The sequence below is a fragment of the Acinetobacter sp. YH12200 genome, assembly GCF_013418175.1.
GTDB lineage: Bacteria > Pseudomonadota > Gammaproteobacteria > Pseudomonadales > Moraxellaceae > Acinetobacter > Acinetobacter pseudolwoffii.
Window position 1 is genome coordinate 71,419 of record NZ_VPCO01000009.1, and the last position, 21,859, is coordinate 93,277.

The 21,859-nt window shown below is 43.5% G+C and carries 20 protein-coding genes; 14 read left to right on the forward strand and 6 right to left on the reverse strand.

Features of this window, described 5'->3' with window-relative positions; all coding sequences use genetic code 11:
- Nucleotides 1-1,338, forward strand: a complete 1,338-nt coding sequence (locus tag FTU90_RS07930; RefSeq protein ID WP_180072256.1) for a HAMP domain-containing sensor histidine kinase — start codon at nucleotides 1-3, stop codon at nucleotides 1,336-1,338.
- 63 nt (nucleotides 1,339-1,401) lie between these two features.
- Here the strand turns inward: FTU90_RS07930 and hemP are convergent, their stop codons facing one another.
- On the reverse strand, nucleotides 1,402-1,569 hold the full coding sequence (gene hemP / locus FTU90_RS07935) for a hemin uptake protein HemP (protein ID WP_005097474.1): 168 nt from the start codon (nucleotides 1,567-1,569) through the stop codon (nucleotides 1,402-1,404).
- 138 nt (nucleotides 1,570-1,707) lie between these two features.
- Here hemP and FTU90_RS07940 point away from each other — a divergent pair, with 138 nt between their 5' ends.
- Complete coding sequence (locus tag FTU90_RS07940; RefSeq protein WP_180072258.1) at nucleotides 1,708-2,607, forward strand: NUDIX domain-containing protein; 900 nt, start codon at nucleotides 1,708-1,710, stop codon at nucleotides 2,605-2,607.
- Nucleotides 2,608-2,644: 37 nt separating this feature from the next.
- Here FTU90_RS07940 and FTU90_RS07945 read toward each other — a convergent pair whose 3' ends face one another.
- Nucleotides 2,645-3,187, reverse strand: coding sequence for a tetratricopeptide repeat protein (locus tag FTU90_RS07945; RefSeq protein ID WP_180072260.1), 543 nt, complete (start codon nucleotides 3,185-3,187; stop codon nucleotides 2,645-2,647).
- Nucleotides 3,188-3,201: 14 nt separating this feature from the next.
- Nucleotides 3,202-5,595, reverse strand: coding sequence for a penicillin-binding protein 1B (mrcB, locus tag FTU90_RS07950; RefSeq protein ID WP_180072262.1), 2,394 nt, complete (start codon nucleotides 5,593-5,595; stop codon nucleotides 3,202-3,204).
- Between the two features lie 192 nt (nucleotides 5,596-5,787).
- Between mrcB and FTU90_RS07955 the strand changes: the two genes are divergently transcribed.
- Entirely contained in the window at nucleotides 5,788-6,726 is a 939-nt protein-coding gene (locus tag FTU90_RS07955; RefSeq protein WP_005097467.1) for an NAD(+) kinase, read from the forward strand.
- 3 nt (nucleotides 6,727-6,729) lie between these two features.
- Nucleotides 6,730-7,002, forward strand: a complete 273-nt coding sequence (locus FTU90_RS07960; RefSeq protein WP_005097466.1) for a YeaC family protein — start codon at nucleotides 6,730-6,732, stop codon at nucleotides 7,000-7,002.
- An 85-nt stretch (nucleotides 7,003-7,087) separates the two neighbouring features.
- Here the strand turns inward: FTU90_RS07960 and FTU90_RS07965 are convergent, their stop codons facing one another.
- Nucleotides 7,088-8,089 carry a glycosyl transferase family protein gene (locus tag FTU90_RS07965; protein WP_180072264.1) on the reverse strand — a complete coding sequence of 334 codons (1,002 nt, stop codon included), beginning with the start codon at nucleotides 8,087-8,089 and terminating at the stop codon, nucleotides 7,088-7,090.
- 407 nt (nucleotides 8,090-8,496) lie between these two features.
- Between FTU90_RS07965 and FTU90_RS07970 the strand changes: the two genes are divergently transcribed.
- Nucleotides 8,497-9,840: a dicarboxylate/amino acid:cation symporter gene (locus FTU90_RS07970; protein ID WP_180072266.1), complete on the forward strand. Its 1,344-nt coding sequence runs from the start codon at nucleotides 8,497-8,499 to the stop codon at nucleotides 9,838-9,840.
- Nucleotides 9,841-9,998: 158 nt separating this feature from the next.
- Nucleotides 9,999-11,141, forward strand: coding sequence for an acyl-CoA dehydrogenase family protein (locus FTU90_RS07975; RefSeq protein WP_180072289.1), 1,143 nt, complete (start codon nucleotides 9,999-10,001; stop codon nucleotides 11,139-11,141).
- An 84-nt stretch (nucleotides 11,142-11,225) separates the two neighbouring features.
- Here FTU90_RS07975 and FTU90_RS07980 read toward each other — a convergent pair whose 3' ends face one another.
- Nucleotides 11,226-11,744, reverse strand: a complete 519-nt coding sequence (locus FTU90_RS07980) for a DJ-1/PfpI family protein (protein WP_005097462.1) — start codon at nucleotides 11,742-11,744, stop codon at nucleotides 11,226-11,228.
- A 488-nt stretch (nucleotides 11,745-12,232) separates the two neighbouring features.
- Between FTU90_RS07980 and pheA the strand changes: the two genes are divergently transcribed.
- The 5 genes from pheA (at nucleotide 12,233) to FTU90_RS16095 (ending at nucleotide 17,630) form a co-directional block, all read left to right on the forward strand.
- The gene (pheA, locus tag FTU90_RS07985) at nucleotides 12,233-13,342 is read left to right on the forward strand and encodes a prephenate dehydratase (protein WP_005097461.1); all 1,110 of its coding nucleotides are present in this window, start codon (nucleotides 12,233-12,235) and stop codon (nucleotides 13,340-13,342) included.
- Nucleotides 13,343-13,408: 66 nt separating this feature from the next.
- Nucleotides 13,409-14,500 carry a histidinol-phosphate transaminase gene (gene hisC, locus FTU90_RS07990; RefSeq protein ID WP_180072268.1) on the forward strand — a complete coding sequence of 364 codons (1,092 nt, stop codon included), beginning with the start codon at nucleotides 13,409-13,411 and terminating at the stop codon, nucleotides 14,498-14,500.
- A 3-nt stretch (nucleotides 14,501-14,503) separates the two neighbouring features.
- Nucleotides 14,504-16,750 (forward strand): bifunctional prephenate dehydrogenase/3-phosphoshikimate 1-carboxyvinyltransferase, encoded by a 2,247-nt coding sequence (locus FTU90_RS07995; RefSeq protein WP_180072270.1) that lies wholly within the window; start codon nucleotides 14,504-14,506, stop codon nucleotides 16,748-16,750.
- A gap of 99 nt (nucleotides 16,751-16,849) precedes the next feature.
- Complete coding sequence (locus FTU90_RS08000; RefSeq protein WP_180072272.1) at nucleotides 16,850-17,212, forward strand: hypothetical protein; 363 nt, start codon at nucleotides 16,850-16,852, stop codon at nucleotides 17,210-17,212.
- A gap of 232 nt (nucleotides 17,213-17,444) precedes the next feature.
- The gene (locus FTU90_RS16095; protein WP_373687591.1) at nucleotides 17,445-17,630 is read left to right on the forward strand and encodes a GNAT family N-acetyltransferase; all 186 of its coding nucleotides are present in this window, start codon (nucleotides 17,445-17,447) and stop codon (nucleotides 17,628-17,630) included.
- Between the two features lie 144 nt (nucleotides 17,631-17,774).
- On the opposite strand, the gene FTU90_RS08010 is transcribed toward FTU90_RS16095, so the two are convergent.
- Complete coding sequence (locus FTU90_RS08010) at nucleotides 17,775-18,407, reverse strand: alpha/beta hydrolase (protein ID WP_005097454.1); 633 nt, start codon at nucleotides 18,405-18,407, stop codon at nucleotides 17,775-17,777.
- Between the two features lie 123 nt (nucleotides 18,408-18,530).
- On the opposite strand from FTU90_RS08010, the gene yaaA reads away from it, so the two are divergent.
- The 3 genes from yaaA (at nucleotide 18,531) to FTU90_RS08025 (ending at nucleotide 21,848) form a co-directional block, all read left to right on the forward strand.
- The gene (gene yaaA / locus FTU90_RS08015) at nucleotides 18,531-19,313 is read left to right on the forward strand and encodes a peroxide stress protein YaaA (protein ID WP_005170236.1); all 783 of its coding nucleotides are present in this window, start codon (nucleotides 18,531-18,533) and stop codon (nucleotides 19,311-19,313) included.
- 613 nt (nucleotides 19,314-19,926) lie between these two features.
- Entirely contained in the window at nucleotides 19,927-20,088 is a 162-nt protein-coding gene (locus tag FTU90_RS08020; RefSeq protein WP_005097451.1) for a hypothetical protein, read from the forward strand.
- 437 nt (nucleotides 20,089-20,525) lie between these two features.
- Nucleotides 20,526-21,848: an NCS2 family permease gene (locus tag FTU90_RS08025; RefSeq protein ID WP_005097450.1), complete on the forward strand. Its 1,323-nt coding sequence runs from the start codon at nucleotides 20,526-20,528 to the stop codon at nucleotides 21,846-21,848.
- Nucleotides 21,849-21,859 lie beyond the last annotated feature (11 nt).

The window sequence follows — 21,859 nt, forward strand, 5'->3', positions numbered from 1 at the left end:
ATGTCTGCACCAGTCTCCCTGCAAACTCGCCTGATCAAGAATGCCATGCTGAGCTCCATGCTGGCAGGATTGTTGGCGTGGTTGCTGTTACTCGGGGTTTCAAGTTATCAAGCCATTCAGCTGCATGATGATTTGATGGAACAGATTTCCGAGCTCTTACTTGGTGATATCAGACAGGCCAAAGGTGATCAGGTCGATGAAATCAGCGAGCAATTCGATATTCAATATGCGCTATTGCTCAATCAGGATATTTTGACCACGTCCATCGATGATGATTTGATTAACAGTGTGCGGGTTAATGAACACAGTGGCTTTCAGTTTGCTTATGAAAATGGCCGTTTTATCCGGATTTTAACTGCTAAAGAGGATGGCTTGCAGGCCAAAGTACTGCAGCCTTTATCGGTACGTTTTAACGAGTTATGGCAAACCACCTTCAGTTTTGCCGGAATTTTACTGATACTCTGGTTATTGCAATGGCTGATTTTACATGTGGTCGTGAAACGTCAATTACAACCTCTAAATAATATTTCCCGCGCCATAGGTTCCAAGTCGGCCGAAGATTTAAGTCCGGTCAACAGTCCAGATCCTGAAATCACGGAATTGCAACCAATTGTGCAGCAGTTAAATGCCATGCTGAATCGGCTGGAAAAATCACTGCTGGCCGAACAGCGCTTTACTGCCGATGCATCGCATGAATTACGCTCGCCGCTTTCTGCCATTCAGATGCGTTTGCAGGTATTGAAACGTCAATATCAGCATGATGCCCAGTTGCCGCAAGCCCTGCAACTGATTCAAAATGATGTCAATCGTGGTACGCAAGTGCTGGAGAATTTACTCTTATTGGCACGTCTGGATCCTGAAAAAGCAGAGCAGTTGCCGCAACAGGCCGTAAATCTGAAAATGATTGTTCAGGAGGTATTACAGGCCTTGCAGCCTTTTGCCGCAGAGAAACAGATCAAATGGCAGCTGAGCATAGACGATGGCCAGATCATGGCAAATGCAGAATTAATTTTTAGCTGTATTCGTAACTTGGTGGATAATGCAATTCGCTATAGCCCAGAACAAGGTAGGATTGAGATAAAAACCGATGTAGATGCCACAGGAGATCTGCGCTTGCTGATTGAAAATTCGGGAGCAGGAATAGCGCCGGAAGTATTGGCACATCTTGGAGAGCGGTTTTATCGTGCCTTGGGGACACGTACTTCAGGTTCGGGTTTGGGACTTTCGATTTGCCGCAAGATTATGCAATTGCATGCAGCAGAAATTGATATTGCTGCTTCTGATCTGGGGGGGCTGAAAATTATCCTTAATTTTAAAAAGCATGAATCCCGCCAGTAAAAAAGCAGTATGCGCTGATTCATACTGCTTGTTCCCACGTTTATTATAATCAGGGTGTTATCGTTATTTTGTGAGAATCAGGCGGTTATTACGGGTCAGGCGCAAACGGTATTCTTCACCGGCATGCATGATTCTAATTTCACGCCCAAGCGCGAAAAGGTTATTTGAATGCAACATAGGTAGTGCATGATGGCTATTATTACGGCTAAACAAGCTAAAAGGTGCGTTCATTCCATCGACTCCGTGGTATCTGTTTGGATTGGTTTAAATGATAATCATTATCGAATGGGTCTGTCAACGAATTATTCTGTAATTTATAAAATAGTGCAATTTGCTTAAAATTTGTAAAACTTCGAGTGCAGTAAAATTATGTCTAAACCTACAATTCATGTTGCGATTGCAATCTTATTTCATCAAAATCAGGTGCTTGTTGGTTGGCGTGAGGCAAAACAGCATCAGGGCAATAAATATGAATTTCCAGGTGGAAAGGTAGAACAGGGCGAGCAGCCTGTCGAAGCCTGTCGGCGTGAAGTGCAGGAAGAGGTCGGAATTGATCTGGAACACTGGCATGCATTCGATTTTATCAGTCATGAGTATGAAGATGTCATCGTCAATTTACATGTCTTTCATGCATCAGTATCTGCATCACAATTGTCAGGAATTAAAAAACCCTGGAGCTGGTATGCACGTGAACAGCTCAGCAGTCTGAATTTTCCCAAAGCCAACCAGTCCATGCTGCAAAAGCTGCAATGGCCACAACGTATTAAGATCGCAGATGATCTGGCGATTTTACATCAACTTGATCCAGATCAGATGCTATATTGGCGCGTTGAAATCACACCTGAACGGGTCATACAATTACAACAGCTTCCGATTGAACAGCTTTCCAAGCTCATGATTAATCAGGAACTCTGGTCACAGCTCAATGAATTACAGCAGCAAACGATTCGAAGCATTCACTTGAAACAATCGCAATTAATGGCTGTGCAACCCGGCCAGTTGATGCGAGGTTATCGTTATATTGCAGCCTGTCATGATCTGGCGGCATTACAGCAGGCTGAGCAGGTGGGCTGTGAGGCAGCTTTGCTCAGTCCTGTACTTGCAACACAAACGCACCCGGATACTTCGCCACTAGGCTGGGAACAATTTAAACAGATGGCAGCACAGGTACAGATTCCGGTTTTCGCTTTGGGCGGGCTGAAAACAGAAGATCTGAGCTATGCACAGAGCCAGCATGCTTACGGTATTGCCGGTATACGCAATATCTAGGTAAGCTGCTTTCCATTAGTAAGCATTTAGACAGAGACTAAAGTCCTTTTAAAGCCTGCTGGGCATTTTGAATGGCTTTGGTGTCTTTTTGCTGTTGTGCAGCCTTTAAACGAACCTGCCAGAGCTGTTTCTTCATCGCATTTGATTGCGCATAGCTCAGGCCACGTAATGCAAAAGCATCTGCACGTGCAGGCTGATTTTTGCGGTTCGCAATCATGCCCAGGTACAGATAAGTTTCAGATGCTTGAGGTGCCAGGCGCTGGGCTTGTACCGCTGCTGCTTCGGCCTGAGAAAATTGCTGCTTGGCATAGGCCTGCTGGGTTTGCTGCATAAGACGCTTGAAAGCAGGCAGATTACGGCCATCATCAAATTTCTGGTTTTTAGGCTTTTGCTCAGGAATTACAATTTTCTGGCGTTTGATTTCAGGACGGTCATAAGGCGTAATCACGACGCCGTCTGGGGTCTGTGGTTTAGGCTTTTCTGTTGCAGGTTTGGCTGGAGCAGCTGGCTCTGGCTCAGGAAAGCTTTGGCAGCCCACCAAACTGAGGATGAGCAGGCCAGGGATGATTTTTTGTAACATAAACATAGACTCAATTAATGGCTATAACTTCCACTCGAGATAATACGGGTTTCGTTGGCAAGATCGCGTTCTATTTCTGTTTCACTTTCTTGTATATAACGGCTGATATCATCCATCTCGTCCGGATTGGAAGAAGAAGGTTCCGAGTCGATGGTCACTGGTTCCGTCACGTAGCGCGAGAGACCGCAAGGGGTGGCCTGATTCGGTAGCGAATGCTGCGAAATCGGAATATACATGGCACCTTCACAGCCTGGCGCAGACAACAAGCCGGTATAACGATCCAGCCAGTGCCATTGAATTTCATTCGGTTGTGGCAGATTGACCGGCTTCTGACGTAGCTGTTTCATGACATTGACCCAGACCGGAAGAGCACCCGAGGAACCGGTTAGGCCAGTGACTTTATTGTCATCCAGACCGAGCCAGACCACCGTCATATAGTTACCTGAATAACCGGCAAACCATGAATCACGGCTATCATTGGTGGTGCCTGATTTACCTGCAAGATTCAGATTACTCGGCAGACTGTTATAAGCTGCGCGGCCTGTACCACTCGACATGACCTGTTGCAGGCCATAATTCAGGGCATAGGCTGAAGCCGGGTCAATGGTCGGTTGTACGCTTAAGCTATAACGGTCGAGTATCCGTCCATTGGCATCGACCACAGAACGAATTGACTTGGTTGGATATTTAAAGCCACCTGTGGCGAAGTTACCATAAATATTCATCACCTCCATTGGCGACATATCCACCGCACCTAAATAAATAGACGGATAGGATGGAATATCGGAAGTGACGCCAAATTTTTTCAGATGATTAATAAAGGTAGACAGACCAAATTCTTGTCCTAAACGTACAGTAGACAGGTTATAGGATTGTGACAGCGCTTGTGACATCGGTACGACACCATGTCCACGGCCACTGTAGTTTTTCGGCGTCCAGGTCTTACCATCACTTTGTACACTAATTTCACTGTCTTCAATCGGACTGGCCCAATGGTAACGATTTGATTCCAGTGCACTCAGGTAAATCACAGGCTTTAATAATGAACCCACCTGACGTTTGGCATCTACTGTACGGTTAAAACCGGTAAAGTCTTGAGTCGAGCCGACTGCTGCAACCAGTTCACCATTTTCCGGATGTGATACCAAAACTGCACCCTGCAAGTCTTTTAAACGGCCCGGATTAGATTTGGTTAAACGTGCGACTGTCTGCTTAAAACTGTCCTGAATTCGGGTTTGAGCCAAAGGATCCAGCGTGGTGAAAATACGCAGACCCTGATTGGTCAGGTCAGTTTCCTGATAGTCAGTGCGTAATTGACGACGCACAATATCCAGGAAGTCCGGGAAACGTGCAGGGCCCAAGGTTGGTTTTGAAATCACGTTCAATGGACGTGCGGTTTCTTTTTCATATTGTTCTTGGCTTAGATAGCCCATCACCAGCATATTATTCAGGACGATATCACGGCGTTTTTTCGCACTTTCAGGATTACGCCATGGGTTATATAGACTCGGGCCTTGTACCAGACCGACTAAAAAAGCCTGCTGGGAAATATTCAGTTCACGCAGTGGCAGACCAAAATAAAACTGAGAAGCCAAGCCATAACCATTAATTGAATAGTTACCATTTTGGCCGAGATTCACTTCATTTAGATAAGCTTCCAGAATTTCATTCTTGTCATAATGTAATTCAACCAGCATGGCCATAAAGGCTTCATTGACTTTACGCTTTAAGGTACGCTCAGGCGTTAAATAGAAATTTTTCACCAGTTGCTGGGTTAAAGTCGAGCCACCCTGACGTTTGCCACCGGTAATATTACTGACAACAGCACGTGCAATACCGCGTGGAGATACGCCATGGTGTTCATAGAATTTACGGTCTTCAGTTGCGATGAGCGCTTCGATCAATGGTTTAGGCACTTTATTCAGTTTGATCAGTACCCGGTCTTCGTTATGCTGTGGATAAATTCCACCAATCAATAAGGGTTCCAGTCGGGCAATACCGCTAGAAGATGGCTTGGTGGCGCTGACCTCAGTCACTTGGTTAGCATTAAAACTCACTTTCAGAACTTGTTCCGGTTCAACCCGATCACCAAAATCAAAGCCACGGGTATGTACATATAAAGTATTTCCCGTAGTGACAAAATTGCCCGACTTGGCATAACTATCCGAGTTTTTATAACCGAGTAATTTTAATTCTTGTTGGAAATCCTGCTGACTGACTGGGGCATTGACGTACACTTCCATTGGACGTGCGAAAACTTTCGCCGGAATATCCCAGCGTTGACCTTCAAATTTTTCGCGTACAATATTATCTAATTTAATCAGGTAAATACTAAATACGACAAAGATGGAAATGACTAAAATCGAGAAAATTAAGGCAAAAAACCCCATGCCACGTTCAGATTTCATAAATACTTATAAGATCCTGTGAAATTGTGCTAATCATGCGAAGCTTTTAATCATTTTGCAATATTTAATCAATAAATGCGCTTAAAATTAAAATCAAAGCCCACAATTTCTCCTTAATTCAAATATATTTCAAATAATTTGCGACGAGCTAGCATCCTGTTATAAATTATCATCCAGGTATAGCTTAATGCTATGATATGCAAGATCCGTAGCGGAGCGACGACACTGGTGCAAATTTCCCATAAAACCTTTCGAAATATCGGGTTAATAGGACGTCCTGATAAATCATCGGTGGTTGAAACCTTATGTCTTATTCATGATCATCTTCTGAATTTAGGCCTACATCCTGTTTTTGATGCAGCGACAGCTGAACTCGTTCCATATAACAATACCCAAACTGTCAGTCGTGCTTTACTTGGTGAAGTCGTTGATCTGGTCATTGTGGTAGGAGGGGATGGTTCGCTTTTGCATGCCGCACGCGCACTGGTCAAGTACAATACCCCTGTGATCGGCGTTAACCGTGGGCGTCTGGGATTCTTAACCGACATCAAGCCGACCGAAGTCATCTTTAAGCTGGATCAGGTGTTAAAAGGTGATTTTCAGACTGAGCGACGTTTTTTACTCGAAGTCGAAATTCGCTCCAAAGGCGAAGTGATTTACGATGCAATTGCACTGAATGATGTGGTACTGCATTCAGGAAAATCGGTACATATGATCGATTTTGAACTGAATATTGACGGACAGTATGTCTATCGTCAGCACAGTGATGGCCTGATTGTATCGACGCCGACCGGCTCTACGGCTTATGCACTTTCTGGGGGCGGGCCAATTGTCCATCCAAGTATGGATGCGATTGCGCTGGTGCCGATGCATCCGCATACCTTGTCTTCACGCCCGATTGTGGTCGGTGGACACAGCGAAATTAAATTACTGATTCGTGAAAATCGCGTACTGCCGATGGTCAGTGCGGATGGACAACACAGTGTGTCTTTGAATGTTGGCGATAGCGTCCATATTCGCAAGCATCCCTTTAAACTGAATCTTCTGCATCCACCGGGCTATGACTTTTATAATGCCTGTCGAACCAAACTGGGGTGGAATCAGGACTTTGATTATTTTAAGCAGGATTAAATCATGAATATTGAACAAATGCTTGCCGTACTCAATCCTGAGATTGTTGAACGCCTAAGAACAGCAATTGAAATTGGAAAGTGGCCAAATGGTGTAGCCCTAACTCAGGAACAACGCCAGACTTGTATGCAGGCAGTCTATGCCTGGGAAATGAAAAACTTGCCTGAAAATGAGCGCAGCGGTTTTATCGATCGCGGTACTAAAGAAGAAGGCGAGGAATGTGATGATGATCATCACAAGAATGAACCGGAATTCAAGCCAATTCGTTTTGTCTAAGCACTGAGGTCGAGTCAGTCGAAAGATATTTAAAAAAGCATTGTTCAATGAAGGAACAATGCTTTTTTTCTACACATTTCAAAGTTTAAACGGTGTGACGATTCACCCATAATTCTTTGGCTTTTTGCATCGCAACTTCATAGCTTTTACATGCACCCATGCTATACAATGCAATGCCCATGGTTTCCGTAACCGCAATCGCGCCATATTCATGGCTTTGCTGACCATCCCATACTGCTTTAAATAAGGCCAGATCCAGTTCTTCCTCAACCGGACTACGATTGTCAGTCAGTTTCGGTAGTTCATATTCGTACAGTTCGCCATTCTTAATGCCGCAGATCAGGGTTTTGGCATCCGGATTACGCTCAAATTCGCCCCCTTCACCTTTAATTACCGCACTATTTTTATAACCTAAGCGGAAAGCCGCCTGTTGGTGCGAACCCCGATACGCCGGATGGAAAATTGCTTGCAGCGTTGCTTTGGCATTAAACGGGTTAATTAAACGAGCCAGCGTATGAATCGGGGAGCGCAGTCCCATTACATTTCGTAGGCCAATCAGATCTGCCAGAATCGGAGAAATCACCTCTAACGGGATATAGGCAAAATGTCGTTGCTGTAATTGCTGCTCCACTTCATCATCATTTTGACAGATTGGATAGCCTAAGCAAGTTAACACTTGTTCGGTATAAACCCGGTTCATGGTATGACCAGCGGCACCATGCATCACAATAGTATAACCATGCTTGGCCAACGTCAGTGCTGCCAGAATAAACCATGGATAATGCTTGCGCTTGCCTGCATAAGAGGACCAGTCCAGATCGACATCCAGCTGCTTAAAGTCAAGCTGGTCGCGTGTGGCCTGAACAAAACCGGCTAACTCATCTACAGACTCTTCTTTGACCCGCAATAACATCAAGAACGCCCCTAGCTGCACATCGAGCACTTCATCTTTCAGAATCATGCTAAAGGCTTGATAGGCTTCATCATAGCTGAGGGAGCGGGCGCCATTTTTTCCTTTCCCTACGATGCGTACATATTGGGCAAAGGGATGTTCGAAATCTTTATAAATATTTCTTTTGGTATTCATAACTTATACAGCTTGCAGCAAATATTGGGGTCAATGAGGAGAGTCTAAAATTAACAAAGCTTTCAGTATACGGAAAACAGGCATTGAAATCTGATTATCGACTAATGTCTAATTCAATGCGAGCAAAAAGCAGGCAATTGCATAAGACTTTATGCACATTTAATGGGATTTTTCAGTAAAATTCAGACAATTTTTAGAGTTTGTTTAAGTTTTCTTAATCTCTTTCTCCCATTTAATACTTTGGTCTGATGCTGCGCGTCAGATTGAATGCGTGGCTGATTTTCATTTTGAACATTCTCTTGAGCCTATTGAGATTTGATCCAGTTCATCTTCAGAGCAGATGAACAGATCAGTGCATTTCTCAAAATGGTCTTTTTATTTTCAGATATCGTTCAAGTAGATTTATTATGGCGAAAAAACCTATTTATAAGTCACTGTATTTTCAGGTGATTGTGGCTATTATTGCAGGTATTCTGGTCGGGCATTTCTCGCCGAGTGGTACGCAAATTATCAATGGCGTAGAACAACATGTCCCTGGCTTGGGCGAACAGCTTAAACCGCTTGGTGATGCATTTATCCGTCTGATTAAAATGATCATCGCGCCTGTGATTTTCTGTACCGTGGTGAGCGGTATTGCGGGTATGGAAAGCATGAAATCAGTCGGTAAAACGGGTGGTGTTGCTTTACTTTACTTCGAGATCGTATCTACGATTGCTTTGGTCATCGGTCTGGTCGTGATTAACGTTGTGAAGCCTGGTGTGGGCATGAACGTTGATCCTGCTTCACTGGATACCAGTGGCATCAGTAAATATGTCACTTCAGGTGAGTCACAATCGACCATCGATTTCCTGATGAACATTATTCCAAATACGGTTGTGGGTGCATTTGCGGAAGGCGAAATCCTGCAGGTTCTATTGTTCGCGATCATTTTTGGTTTTGCACTGCATAAGCTCGGTGATCAAGGCAAGCCAGTCCTGAAACTCATCGACCAGATTTCACATGTGTTCTTCAACATCGTGAATATGATCATGAAACTTGCTCCAATTGGTGCATTTGGTGCGATGGCATTTACAATTGGTAAATATGGTATTGGTTCTCTTGCTCAGCTGGCACAGTTGATCATCTGTTTCTATCTCACCTGCGTACTGTTTATTTTCATCGTATTAGGCTCAATTGCGCGTTTTGCTGGTTTCAGCATCATGAAGATGATCCGCCTGATTCGCGAAGAACTTCTGATTGTACTGGGGACGTCTTCTTCAGAGTCAGTACTGCCACGTATGTTGAAGAAACTGGAACTTGCCGGTGCTGAAAAATCAGTGGTAGGTCTGGTAATTCCAACTGGTTATTCATTTAACCTCGATGGTACGTCGATTTACTTGACGATGGCTGCGATCTTCATTGCACAAGCAACCAATACGCAACTTGATTTATCTCATCAGATTACGCTGCTTCTGGTACTCCTGATCTCATCTAAGGGTGCGGCAGGTGTGACTGGTTCAGGCTTTATTGTGATGGCGGCAACCTTGGCTGCTGTAGGTAATATTCCTGTTGCAGGTCTGGCATTGATTCTCGGTATCGACCGTTTCATGTCTGAAGCACGTGCCTTGACCAATCTGGTCGGTAACTCTTTGGCGACTTTAGTGGTTGCGAAATGGGTGGGCCAGTTAGATATGGACAAGCTGAACTACGCTTTAGCGAATCCTGCAGAAATTGATGAAAAAATGGCGCAAGAAGGCAATAACGCTCACTAAGTTTGAGTCTGTTTTTCGTGTCTAAAAGGGAAGCTTCGGCTTCCTTTTTTATTGACTGTGAAGTTAGTAAAAAGATGAATGCCGGCACATGACAGGAAGCATGAAAGTCGATAGTCTGTGAAAAGGAAACTAAAATGATAAACAACAAGGACAATAGAATGCTTGCTTACGATGCCGATCTAGAATTATTCCGCGATAATTTTAAACGCTTTATGAACGAACATGTCGCGCCGTACTATGACCAGTGGGAACGTGAAGGTCTGATGCCGCGTTCGGTCTGGAATGCACTCGGTGAAAATGGCTTCTTGTGTGTCGATGTCCCAGAAGAATATGGCGGCTATGGGGTGCCGACCGATTATTCATTGATGCTGATCGAAGAATCTGCACGTGCCGGATACAGTGCTATCGCCACAGGTCTGTCTTGTCATTCCGATATTGCAGCGCCGTATATCCTGCATATCGGTACCGAAGAACAGAAAAAATACTGGTTACCAAAAATGGTCACCGGTGAAGTGGTCGGTGCGATTGGCATGACTGAACCGGGTGCTGGTTCAGATTTGCAAGCCATGCGCACCAGCGCCATCTTGCAGGATGAACATTATCTGTTAAATGGCTCAAAAACCTTCATTTCCAATGGTCAGCATGCGGATTTGGTGGTACTTGCCGTCAAAACTGATCCGCAAGCTCGCGCCAAAGGCGTTTCGTTGCTGCTGGTTGATACTCATCTGGAAGGCTTCAAAAAAGGCACCAATCTGGACAAGATTGGTCTGCATGCTCAGGATACTTCGGAGCTGTTCTTCGACAATGTCAAAGTGCCAAAGGAGCAATTGCTGGGTCAGCTTGGACAGGGATTTGCTTACCTGATGCAGGAATTGCCACGTGAGCGTACCGCCATCGCCGCAACCGCTCTAGGCGCCATTCGTGGATCTATTGATGTGACCACACAATATGTGAAAGAGCGTCAGGCTTTTGGTCAGGCCATCGGTCAATTCCAGAATACTCGTTTTGTTTTGGCACAAGCGAAAATTGATGAATTGGCGACCGCAGCTTTTTATAACCAGAATCTTGAGCTTTATATGCAAGGGAAACTGGATGTCGAAACTGCAGCGGCATTGAAAAGTTTTTCTACCGATATGCAGATGAAGATTGCTGACAATCTGCTTCAGCTCTTTGGTGGTTATGGCTACATGACTGAATATCCAATTTCACGCTTCTTTGTCGATGCCCGTATTCAACGGATTTATGGCGGTACCAATGAAATCATGAAAGAAATTGTAGCGCGTGGTCTGTTAGGACGTTAATTTATGAATGAAAAAAGAGTCCTTTTTAAGGACTCTTTTTTTACAGGCAAGCTATAGCAAAGAGCCGTGACTCTGTTTTAAATTTTATGATTTCAAGACATTCAAACATTCATGAATAAAAATGGGCAGATCATTGGGCAGGCGCGATGAGATCAACTGGTTATTATCATTTACCAGTTCTACATCATAATAGGTTCCACCCGCATGCTGTACGCGACTCGCATGCGCCCGGATACTGGTAATAATCCGATTTTTCAGCACATCTGCTTCACACAGTAATAAGGATGCATCACATAAACTGAAAATAGCTTTTTTGGCCTGATTGAAGGCATGGATGAACTGTAGCACCCGAACATCGGTAGAGAGAGAAACCGCAGATTCGCCCCCTGGAATCAGCAAGGCATCAAAGTCATCAATACTGATTTGTTCGATGCCACGGTCGATGGTCACGGCAGAACAGCCATGCAGCCCATAGACCACTTTGCCGGCGTTAAGTTCGATATTGCAGACGCTATGATGGGCAGCCAGCAAGGCAGCCACTGGCTCTAGGTATTCTTGGTCTTCAAAATTATTTGTTATAAGTACTGCTATTCTTTTTGGCATGATTGATCCCCCCAACTCATGATTTAAATTAGACTAGCTGTTAAAGGTTGAAAAAACGTCTCTGCTTTGTAACAGAGTAGTAATTTCATGTAAAAAATTTAGGAAAATCAATATTAAATAAGAGAAATGAGCTTGAGGAGCGTGCATTTTATTGTGAAAGATATCTCAGATTTTAATAGGTCAAAAAAGACATGTACAAAGCTATTATTTTAATTTTCTTATGCTTAAAACCGCTATATAGATTAAGAAATAGTGATATTTCATATTCATTAAAATCAGTTAAGATGGAGAGGCTAAGTTTACAATTTGATAATGTAAATCAAGCCAAAATGCTGAACTAAATGTTACCAGATATGACTAAAAGCGATGAGTGGTTAAAACCAACTGTCTGTTTTTAAGACTTAATCTAGCAATGTCATATTGCGTAACATTTTAAAGCTCACTATTGTTATACTGAACAGATAAGGTTTATGAAGGGCGACATAACAATGATCAACGACGATCAAAACACCACGACTTCTCTTGATTTGGCAAAAATTCGTGAGGATATCGATTCTGTTGATCAGCAAATCCAGCAATTGATTAACCGCCGGGCACGTTTGGCTGAAGCAGTTGCAAAAGCAAAGTTTGCTTCAGAAGAAAGTCCGCTGTTTTACCGCCCAGAACGTGAAGCACAGGTGTTGCGCAATGTCATGGAGCGTAATGAAGGGCCATTGTCCGACACCACCATGGCACGTCTGTTCCGTGAAATCATGTCCGCTTGTCTTGCGCTTGAAGCTCCGCAAAGTATTGCGTTTCTAGGGCCAGTCGGAACCTATACCCATTCTGCGGTACTCAAGCACTTTGGTCATGATGCGGTGGTTCGACCTTTACCGACAATTGATGAAGTCTTCCGTGAAGTCGAGGCGGGCAGTGCCCATTATGGTTTGGTGCCGGTGGAAAATTCCTCTGAAGGTGTAGTCAATCATACCCTGGACTGTTTTAAAACTTCGAACCTGAATGTGATTGGCGAAGTTGAATTGCCGATTCATCATCAATTTCTGATTTCTGAAAATACCCGTAAAGACAGTATTAAACAGATTTATGCACATCAGCAGACCTTGGCGCAATGTCGTAAATGGTTAGACGCGCATTATCCGGGTGTAGAACGTGTGGCTTTAAGTTCTAATGCTGAGGCTGCGCGCCGTATTCAAAATGAATGGCATTCTGCTGCGATTGCTTCTGAAATTGCATCGAGTATTTATAATCTTGAAATTATGCATGGCAATATTGAGGACAATCCGGAAAATACCACACGTTTCTTGGTGATTGGCCGTGAAAAAGTGCCTCAAAGTGGCAATGATAAAACCTCATTACTGATTTCTGCACATGACCGTGCTGGTGCATTGCTGGAAATTCTGGCGCCATTTGCCAAGCACAATATCAGCTTGACCAGTATTGAAACGCGTCCAGCACTTCCGGAAAAATGGGCTTATGTGTTCTTCATTGATCTTGAAGGTCATATTGAGCAGGAACATGTCAAAGCCGCAATTGCAGAAATTCGTCCTTTGGTGAAAGAAGTTCGCGTGCTTGGTTCATATCCTGCCGCTGTACTTTAAGTCAGCTATGCGTGGTCAGGGCGAGGGTGCTGACCACTGTTTTATACCTAAAATTGGAAGTCTAAAATGTCGTTTGTTCCAGCCAATTCAGGCATCTCAAAATTAAAGCCATATCAGCCAGGTAAACCGATCAGTGAACTTGAGCGTGAGTTGGGTCTTACCGATATCGTCAAGCTGGCATCCAATGAAAATCCACTGGGTTGTTCAGATAAAGTCAAAGAAGCAGTCGCTGCGGAAATTGCTGAAATTGGCCGTTATCCAGATGGAGGTGGCTTTATCCTGAAAGATCAGATTAAAACTCAGTTTGGTTTTAATCATGATCAGATTACGCTGGGCAATGGTTCAAACGACTTGCTAGAAATGTTTGCCCGTGCCTTCGTTTCTTCAAGCGATTCTGTGGTATATAGCCAGCACGCATTTGCGGTTTATGCACTGGTCACTCAAGCCATTAATGCACAAGCGATTGAAGTACCTGCCAAAGGTTTTTCACATGACCTTGAAGCGATGGCAGCAGCAATTCAGGACAATACCAAACTCGTCTTCATTGCCAATCCGAACAATCCGACCGGAACCTGGTTCGAAGAAGCTGAATTTGAAGCTTTCATGCAAAAAGTCCCTGCAAATGTAATTGTGGTGCTAGACGAAGCGTATGTGGAATATTTCCCGGAAAATTTCAATAGCCTGAAATTCCTGCAACAATATCCAAATCTGATTGTCAGCCGTACTTTATCGAAGTGCTATGGTCTGGCTGCACTGCGTGTTGGTTTTGCCTTGGCATCGGTTGAAGTGACCGATTATTTAAACCGTATTCGTCAGCCATTTAACGTCAATCATTTGGCCATGGTCGCTGCGGTGGCTGCACTGAAAGATGAAGACTTTATCGCGCGTTCTCGCGAAGTAAATAAAGCCGGTATGGCGCAACTTGAAGCAGGTTTTAAGGCTTTGGGTCTGGACTATGTGCCTTCTCGTGCTAACTTTATTCTGGTTGATGTACAGGCAGACCCCGCAGCAACCTTCAACGGTTTGCTGAAACAAGGGGTGATTGTACGTCCGGTCGGTATTTCCAGCCACATTCGTGTATCGATTGGTACTGAAGCAGAAAACGCGAAATTCTTAAGCGCGCTTGCTACAGTATTGGGTTTAGAGGCAAAAGCTTAATTCATGTCGCAGCCATTGTTTGAAAAAGTTGCATTTATCGGGCTTGGACTGATTGGTTCAAGTCTGGCGCGTGTCATTCAAGCCGAGCATTTGGCCAATGACATTGTGGCATCGACACGTTCGTCCAAGACTTTGGAAGATGCCAAGGCACTTGGTCTGATTTCTGAAGGCTATGCCGATCCTGTAGATGCAGTCAAAGGTGCAGATCTGATTGTTCTGGCTTTGCCGGTACGTGCCACACAAAAAGTACTTGAGCTGATTCAGCCGTATTTGACGGAAAATGTCATTATTACTGATGTGGGAAGTACCAAAGGTAATGTGGTCGATGCGGCTAAAGCGGTCTTTGGTGACCAGCTTCCAGCAGGTTTTGTGCCGGGTCATCCGATTGCAGGTGCAGAGCATACCGGTGTACATGCAGGAAAAATCGATCTATTTGCCAATCACAAGGTAATTTTGACGCCACTGCCAAGCAGTAGCGATTGGGCCGTGGAGAAGTTGATTCAACTGTGGCAAGCGGCCAAAGCCGAAGTGATTTGCATGGATGTGGACAAGCACGATGAAGTGCTGGCACATACCAGTCATCTTCCGCATTTAATGGCGTTTAATCTGGTCGAACAACTGGCCAAACGTGAAGACAACTTAGACATATTTCGTTATGCTGCCGGTGGCTTCCGTGATTTCTCGCGGATTGCCGCCAGTGATCCACAAATGTGGCATGACATCTTTTTTGCCAACAAAAAAGCAGTTCTGAATGCCGTAGATGGCTTTGAACAGCAGCTCGCGATGATTCGCAAATTGATCGAAGATGAAGATTCCCAAGCATTGATGGGCTTATTGGGTCATGCGCAGGCAGCTCGCCAGCATTTCAACCATATGCTCGCCAAGAAACCTTTCATGGAGAAAAATAAAGTGACACAACAATTTACCATTCAGCCGGGTGCCAAGACATTTCAAGGTAAATTTACCGTGCCAGGTGACAAATCTGTGTCACATCGCTCGATCATGTTTGGTGCCATCGCTGAAGGTACAACACATGTGACTGGTTTCCTTGAAGGTGAAGATGCACTGGCAACTTTGCAGGCTTTTCGTGACATGGGCGTCAGCATCGAAGGCCCTAAAAATGGTGAAGTCACCATTCATGGCGTCGGTATGCATGGTCTTAAAGCGCCACAGTCTGCCATTTATATGGGCAACTCAGGTACTTCAATGCGTTTACTGTCCGGTATGCTGGCAGCGCAGAAATTTGATTCAGTGATGACCGGTGATGCATCCCTATCTAAACGCCCAATGGAACGTATTGCCAAGCCTTTACGTGAAATGGGTGCACTGATTCAGACCACGGGTGAACGTGGAACTCCGCCTGTCTCGATTACAGGTAACCAGCAACTACAAGGCATTCAGTACGATTTGCCAATGGCATCAGCGCAGGTAAAATCAGGTATTTTGCTGGCGGGCCTATGGGCAAATGGCGAAACCGCAGTGACTGAACCTGAACCAACCCGCGACCATACTGAGCGTATGTTGCGTGCATTTGGTTATGAGGTGAAAACTGAAGGCAATCGTATTTCATTACAAGGTGGTGGAAAGCTGGTCGGAACCAATATCCAGGTGCCATCTGATATTTCTTCTGCGGCCTTCTTTATGGTCGGCGCTGCGATTACTGAAAATTCGGATGTGACCTTAGAGGCTGTTGGTATCAACCCGACCCGTACTGGCGTGATCGAAATCCTGAAACAGATGGGTGCGGACATTACCGTTGAAAATGAACGCATTGCTGGCGGTGAACCGATTGCAGACATCCGTATTCGTGGTACGCGTACGCTTAAAGGCATTCATATGCCTGAAGATCAGGTGCCATTGGCGATTGATGAATTCCCGGCGCTGTTTATTGCTGCTGCGTGTGCCGAAGGTCAGACGATTTTGACCGGTGCTGCCGAGCTTCGCGTAAAAGAATCGGACCGTATTCAGGTGATGGCAGATGGCCTGCAAACCATGGGCATTGACTGTACCCCAACTGAAGATGGCATTATTATCGAAGGGAAGGGCAAATCAGGTGACTGGTCGCCAATCTTTACCGGTGGTGAAATTGAATCGCATCATGATCACCGTATCGCGATGAGTTTTTCGATTGCCGGTTTACGTAATTCGGAGCAGATCAAGATTGTCGGTACGGAAACGGTAGCCACCAGTTTCCCGACCTTTACAGAACTGACCTCAATTGCAGGTTTGCCTATTCAAGTTTCAGAATAATTTTTAAAATTATGTGAAACAGCCAAGCTTTTGCTTGGCTGTTTTGTTTATATTGCTTATGCTAAACCCATACAAGAAAAAAGCCATTAGGATGTAGCGATGCGAAAATTAAAATTCATGGCCAATACACAAAGCCAGCAACCCCGGGATGGTCAGGAAACCCAGGAATATGTAGCGCATTTTCTTGCCGAAACATTAGGTAAACATGGCTTTCAGACCTTAAGTCAAAGTGGTGCTCAGGTTGCGGTGAGCGTGGATGAACATGCATTGCCCTTATCTGTGAGTTGTGAAATCAGAGATGAGCAGGGGCATCTGGTCTGTGAAATTGCCTCATATCCTGAAGAAGAACAAGATTGGCTCGATCGTATTACCGAACGAAGTCTGCTCAATCAGCTTGCACAAGCAGTAGAAAGCTCGCTCAAAGAGCAGGAAAGCTTTAGCGAGTTTGAATGGAAGAACTAATTCATAACTCCACTATAATTTGATCTCAACGCCAAAGTGAGTGTCTAATACTCAGCTAGTTTCGTGCATCAGATGCATGAGAAGCTTATGCCGCGATTATCCCAAGTCTGATGCATTTTATGACATGGGGTCTGCCAGAATCTGAACAAGCATTTGCAACAGGATGGCAAAAATGGCTAGAGAATATGGCAGCTCATGAAGAATATGTGTTTTTGATAGCCATACGGAAAGTCTGGAATTTATGGGGCTTTGTGGTTTAGATCGTTTAATGGGTGAAGTGCCACAGCTTGGAATTTGGATCAAGGAAAGCCCGCATGGTCATAAATATGGTTGTGAAACGGTTGATGCTCTGGTTGGTTATGCCCTTGATGACTTAAATCGTCAGCGATTGATTTATCCTGTAGTCGAAGAAAATTGAGCGAGCCGAAAAGTCATTGAACGTTTGGGTGGAAAGATTGTTGATATAGTACAACAAGCTAAATGTCGGGCAGTGATTTATCACTTAGCTGAAAAACTGCTGTGAGAAGCATAAAAAAACCCATCATCTGACGGGTTTTATTATTTAGCCAAGCGCTAAGTAGCGGGTCATTGCAATCCGCAATTGCTTTAAATAGCCAGTAAAGAAATGATTGGCACCAGGCAATACGGTCACTAAATGACGCTGTGGTTTTGCCCATTCAATCATATCCGACAGCAGGGTTACTTCATCACCCTCACCATGAATGAACAGAATATCACCTTTAATTGCTGGCGTAACATAATGGCGAATACCGGCAACTGTTGCAGTTGGCAGTCCACATAAAATAGTTTGTTTGGGTTGCAGTTCTACAGGTAAGGCTGCATAGCTCTTTGCCATGACATGCGCACCAAAACTAAAACCGCCCGCATAAAAAGACAGCCCAATATGCTGACTGCGAGCAAACCGAATGATTTCTAATACATCATCCGTCTCACCGAAGCCCTCGTCGTGTATACCTTCACTTTGACCAGAACCGCGAAAACTCGGACGATACACAACACAGCCACGTTCCATATACATTTGTGCCAATAGAACGGGAACCTTGTGTTGGGGCGTACCACCTTGCAAGGGATGGGGGTGACAAACTACCGCGAATCCTTTCACTTCACCCTGAGGATAATCCACAAAAACTTCAATCTGACCCGCAGGTCCTTGAAGGAAAATTTGCTCGGACATATAAATACCGATGATTAACAGGAGAATCGCGCATTTTAACGATTATGGTGAATAAAAACATGAATTGGAATTAAAATAAGCAGACTGATATAGTTTGATTAATCATTTTTTGACCAGGTTGCCATGCTCGCTTTAATTTCTCCAGCCAAAACGCTCGATTACGATACCCCATTACCCACTGACCAATTTACTCAAGCCAGATTATTAGAACATTCGCAGGATTTGATCAAAGCTTGTCGCACACTTTCTGCAACAGAAATTTCCAGTTTGATGAGTGTCAGTGAAAAAATTGCCAATTTAAATACAGCACGTTTCCAGGACTGGCAACCAGATTTTAATTTAGCCAATGCACGTCAGGCTATTTTTGCCTTTAAAGGAGATGTCTATACCGGTCTGGATGCTTATAGCTTAAAGCAGGAAGATCTGCACTTTGCACAACAGCATTTGCGTATGTTGTCTGGTTTATATGGGCTTTTGCGTCCCTTGGATCTGATGATGCCCTATCGTCTGGAAATGGGAACCAAATTGGCCAATTCTCGCGGGCATAACTTATACGAGTTCTGGGCACATCACATCACTGATCTGATCAATCAAGATTTAGCCGCAGCCCAGTCTGAGATCTTGGTGAATATTGCTTCTGATGAATATTATAAATCGGTGAACGAGCGCAAAATTCAGGCAGAGATTATTAAGCCAGTATTTCTGGATCAGAAAAATGGCAAATATAAAGTGATTAGTTTCTATGCTAAAAAAGCACGTGGTTTGATGGCACGTTTTATTGTTGAAAATAGAATTGAACGTGCCGAAGAACTCAAAGCATTCAATACCGATGGCTATTATTTTGATGCCGATAGTTCACTTAAAGGTGAATTGGTATTTAAACGTGATGAACAAATCAGTGCATAAATAACGTTATTCCGCTACCGCATAGAATAATTGGTTTCTAGGCGGTATTGGGAGCTATGAGTATTGAAATTTTATTTATCCAGCTTTAATCGTTTTTTAAATATTGAGTGCCAGGGGGGGAGTTGATTGGCTGCACTTCGGTACAAATATGGTTTTTAGCGTCTTTCCCAAATTTTAAGTTAGATAAAAAATTAGAATTATCGCTGAACTCATTGAAATAATGCGTAAAATCTCATCTATTGAATTGTTTTTTACAGAAAATTGAAACTGATATTTCTGGGAAAAGCTGAATAAAATAGCTCAAGTTAATATATTTTAAATCAGGGAATTTTCATTAATTTTTATATTTTTCTTTCCAATAGAAATTTTTATTTAAATAAATAAGTATTTAATATTCAAATATTTAATTTATTAACTTTGGGGAGTATTTAGCGCAAGAGATTTTTTGAGAAAGAATGAAAAATTAATTAAGTAATAATAAATAAAACGATAGAAAAATATCGCTAAACGGTTTAAGAAGTGCATTCTATCGGGTTAAATGTAAAGTAAGTCACAAGTTTATTAGGTTTTTTGTTAGCATAATTGCACAGTGTTACAAAGCAGAATAATAAAAATGAAAATACATGCTATTCCTGTTTTTGTGTTAATGGTCAGTGTATTAGGATTCTGCGTGCATAAACAGGCAGAAATCAGAAAATACGAAAAAATCCGTCATGTCTTGAATGAAGCGCGTGACTCCAGCAAATTGTTAGACTCTAATCGGCATCGACATTAACACATGCATCAATTTTCTTTTTTTTCAATTTAGCGTAATTAATAAAATTAACTCAATAATAAATATAATAAAATATTAAAAATATTCGAATTAAATAGATTGATTTTAAATAAAGTATAAAATCAAAGAAGCAATCAGAAATCAATGTGTTATAATTTGCCACCTATAAAGATGAAGCAAACTTCATCTTTCTAAGCATTTGATTTATATCATTAAATAGAGCTGCATAAAAGTTATGCAGCTTTTTTGTTTAGATTTTTTGGGGTTTTTATAGCATAGCCCTGGGGCTGTAAGCTGTTCAAACATTTGAACCCGTCAAATGGCTATACTGGCATATTCGTTGCTAACACATCCTCAAAATAAATGAATTTTTTGTGAAATTTCATTTATTTGACGGCGTGCTTGAAGCATAAAGTTTACTCAATAGGGGCTAGGTCATGACGACTCCTAATCCATCTTCAGAAAATATGCTTGAACGTCTGTTTAAACTGAGTGAAAACAAAACCAGTTTCCGTACAGAAGTTCTGGCTGGTGTAACTACATTCTTAACCATGTGTTACATCATTATTGTCAATCCAATGATCTTGTCCGAAACAGGGATGGATCATGGGGCTGTCTTTGTAGCAACCTGTCTTGCAGCTGCGATTGGCTGTTTAGTCATGGGCCTGATTGCGAATTATCCAATTGCGCTGGCACCAGGCATGGGCTTAAATGCCTTCTTTACCTATTCTGTATGTCTGGGAATGGGGGTGCCTTGGCAAACCGCCTTGGGTGCAGTTTTTGTTTCAGGTCTGGTCTTTATTGCCATTAGCCTGTTTAAAATACGTGAAGCCATTGTCAATGCAATTCCAATGTCGCTCAAGCTCGCGATTGGTGGTGGTATTGGCTTGTTCCTGGCATTGGTTGCACTGAAAAATGCCGGAATTATTGTGGATAATCCAGCCACACTGGTGGGCTTGGGTGATCTGAAACAACCTTCTGTATTATTAGCACTTTTTGGCTTTTTGTTGGTTGTGGTAATGCACCAGTTTAAAGTCCGTGGTGCGATTATCATCAGTATTCTGGTGGTGACTGCCATTGCAACGGCACTAGGTTATAACGAATTCCAAGGTGTAGTGGGTCATATTCCATCGCTGGCTCCAACATTCATGCAAATGGATTTTGAAGGCCTCTTTACTGCCAGTTTAATTGGGGTGATTTTTGTTTTCTTCCTGGTCGATCTGTTTGACTCTACCGGGACGTTGGTCGGTGTTTCGCATCGTGCAGGTCTGTTAAAAGACGGGAAATTACCACGTTTGAAGAAAGCCTTATTTGCTGACTCATCAGCGATTGTTGCTGGTGCGGCACTGGGTACTTCTTCAACTACGCCTTATATTGAATCTTCTGCGGGTGTGGCAGCAGGTGGTCGTACCGGTCTAACCGCCGTGGTGGTTGGATTACTATTTATTGCCTGTTTATTCCTGGCACCGCTTGCACAATCAGTTCCGAGTTTTGCCACTGCGCCAGCATTGTTATTTGTTGGTGTGTTGATGATTCAGGGTATCGTCCATATTGACTGGGAAGATATTACTGAGGCAGTACCGGCATTTTTAACCATCGTATTTATGCCATTTACCTATTCGATTGCGGATGGTATTGCGATGGGCTTTATCAGCTATGCACTGATCAAGTTGTTGACTGGTAAGGCTGCGACTGTACCGTATATGGTCTGGATTATTGCTGTTCTATGGACGCTTAAATTCGCACTGTTTGGTGGCTAATTTTTCTACAT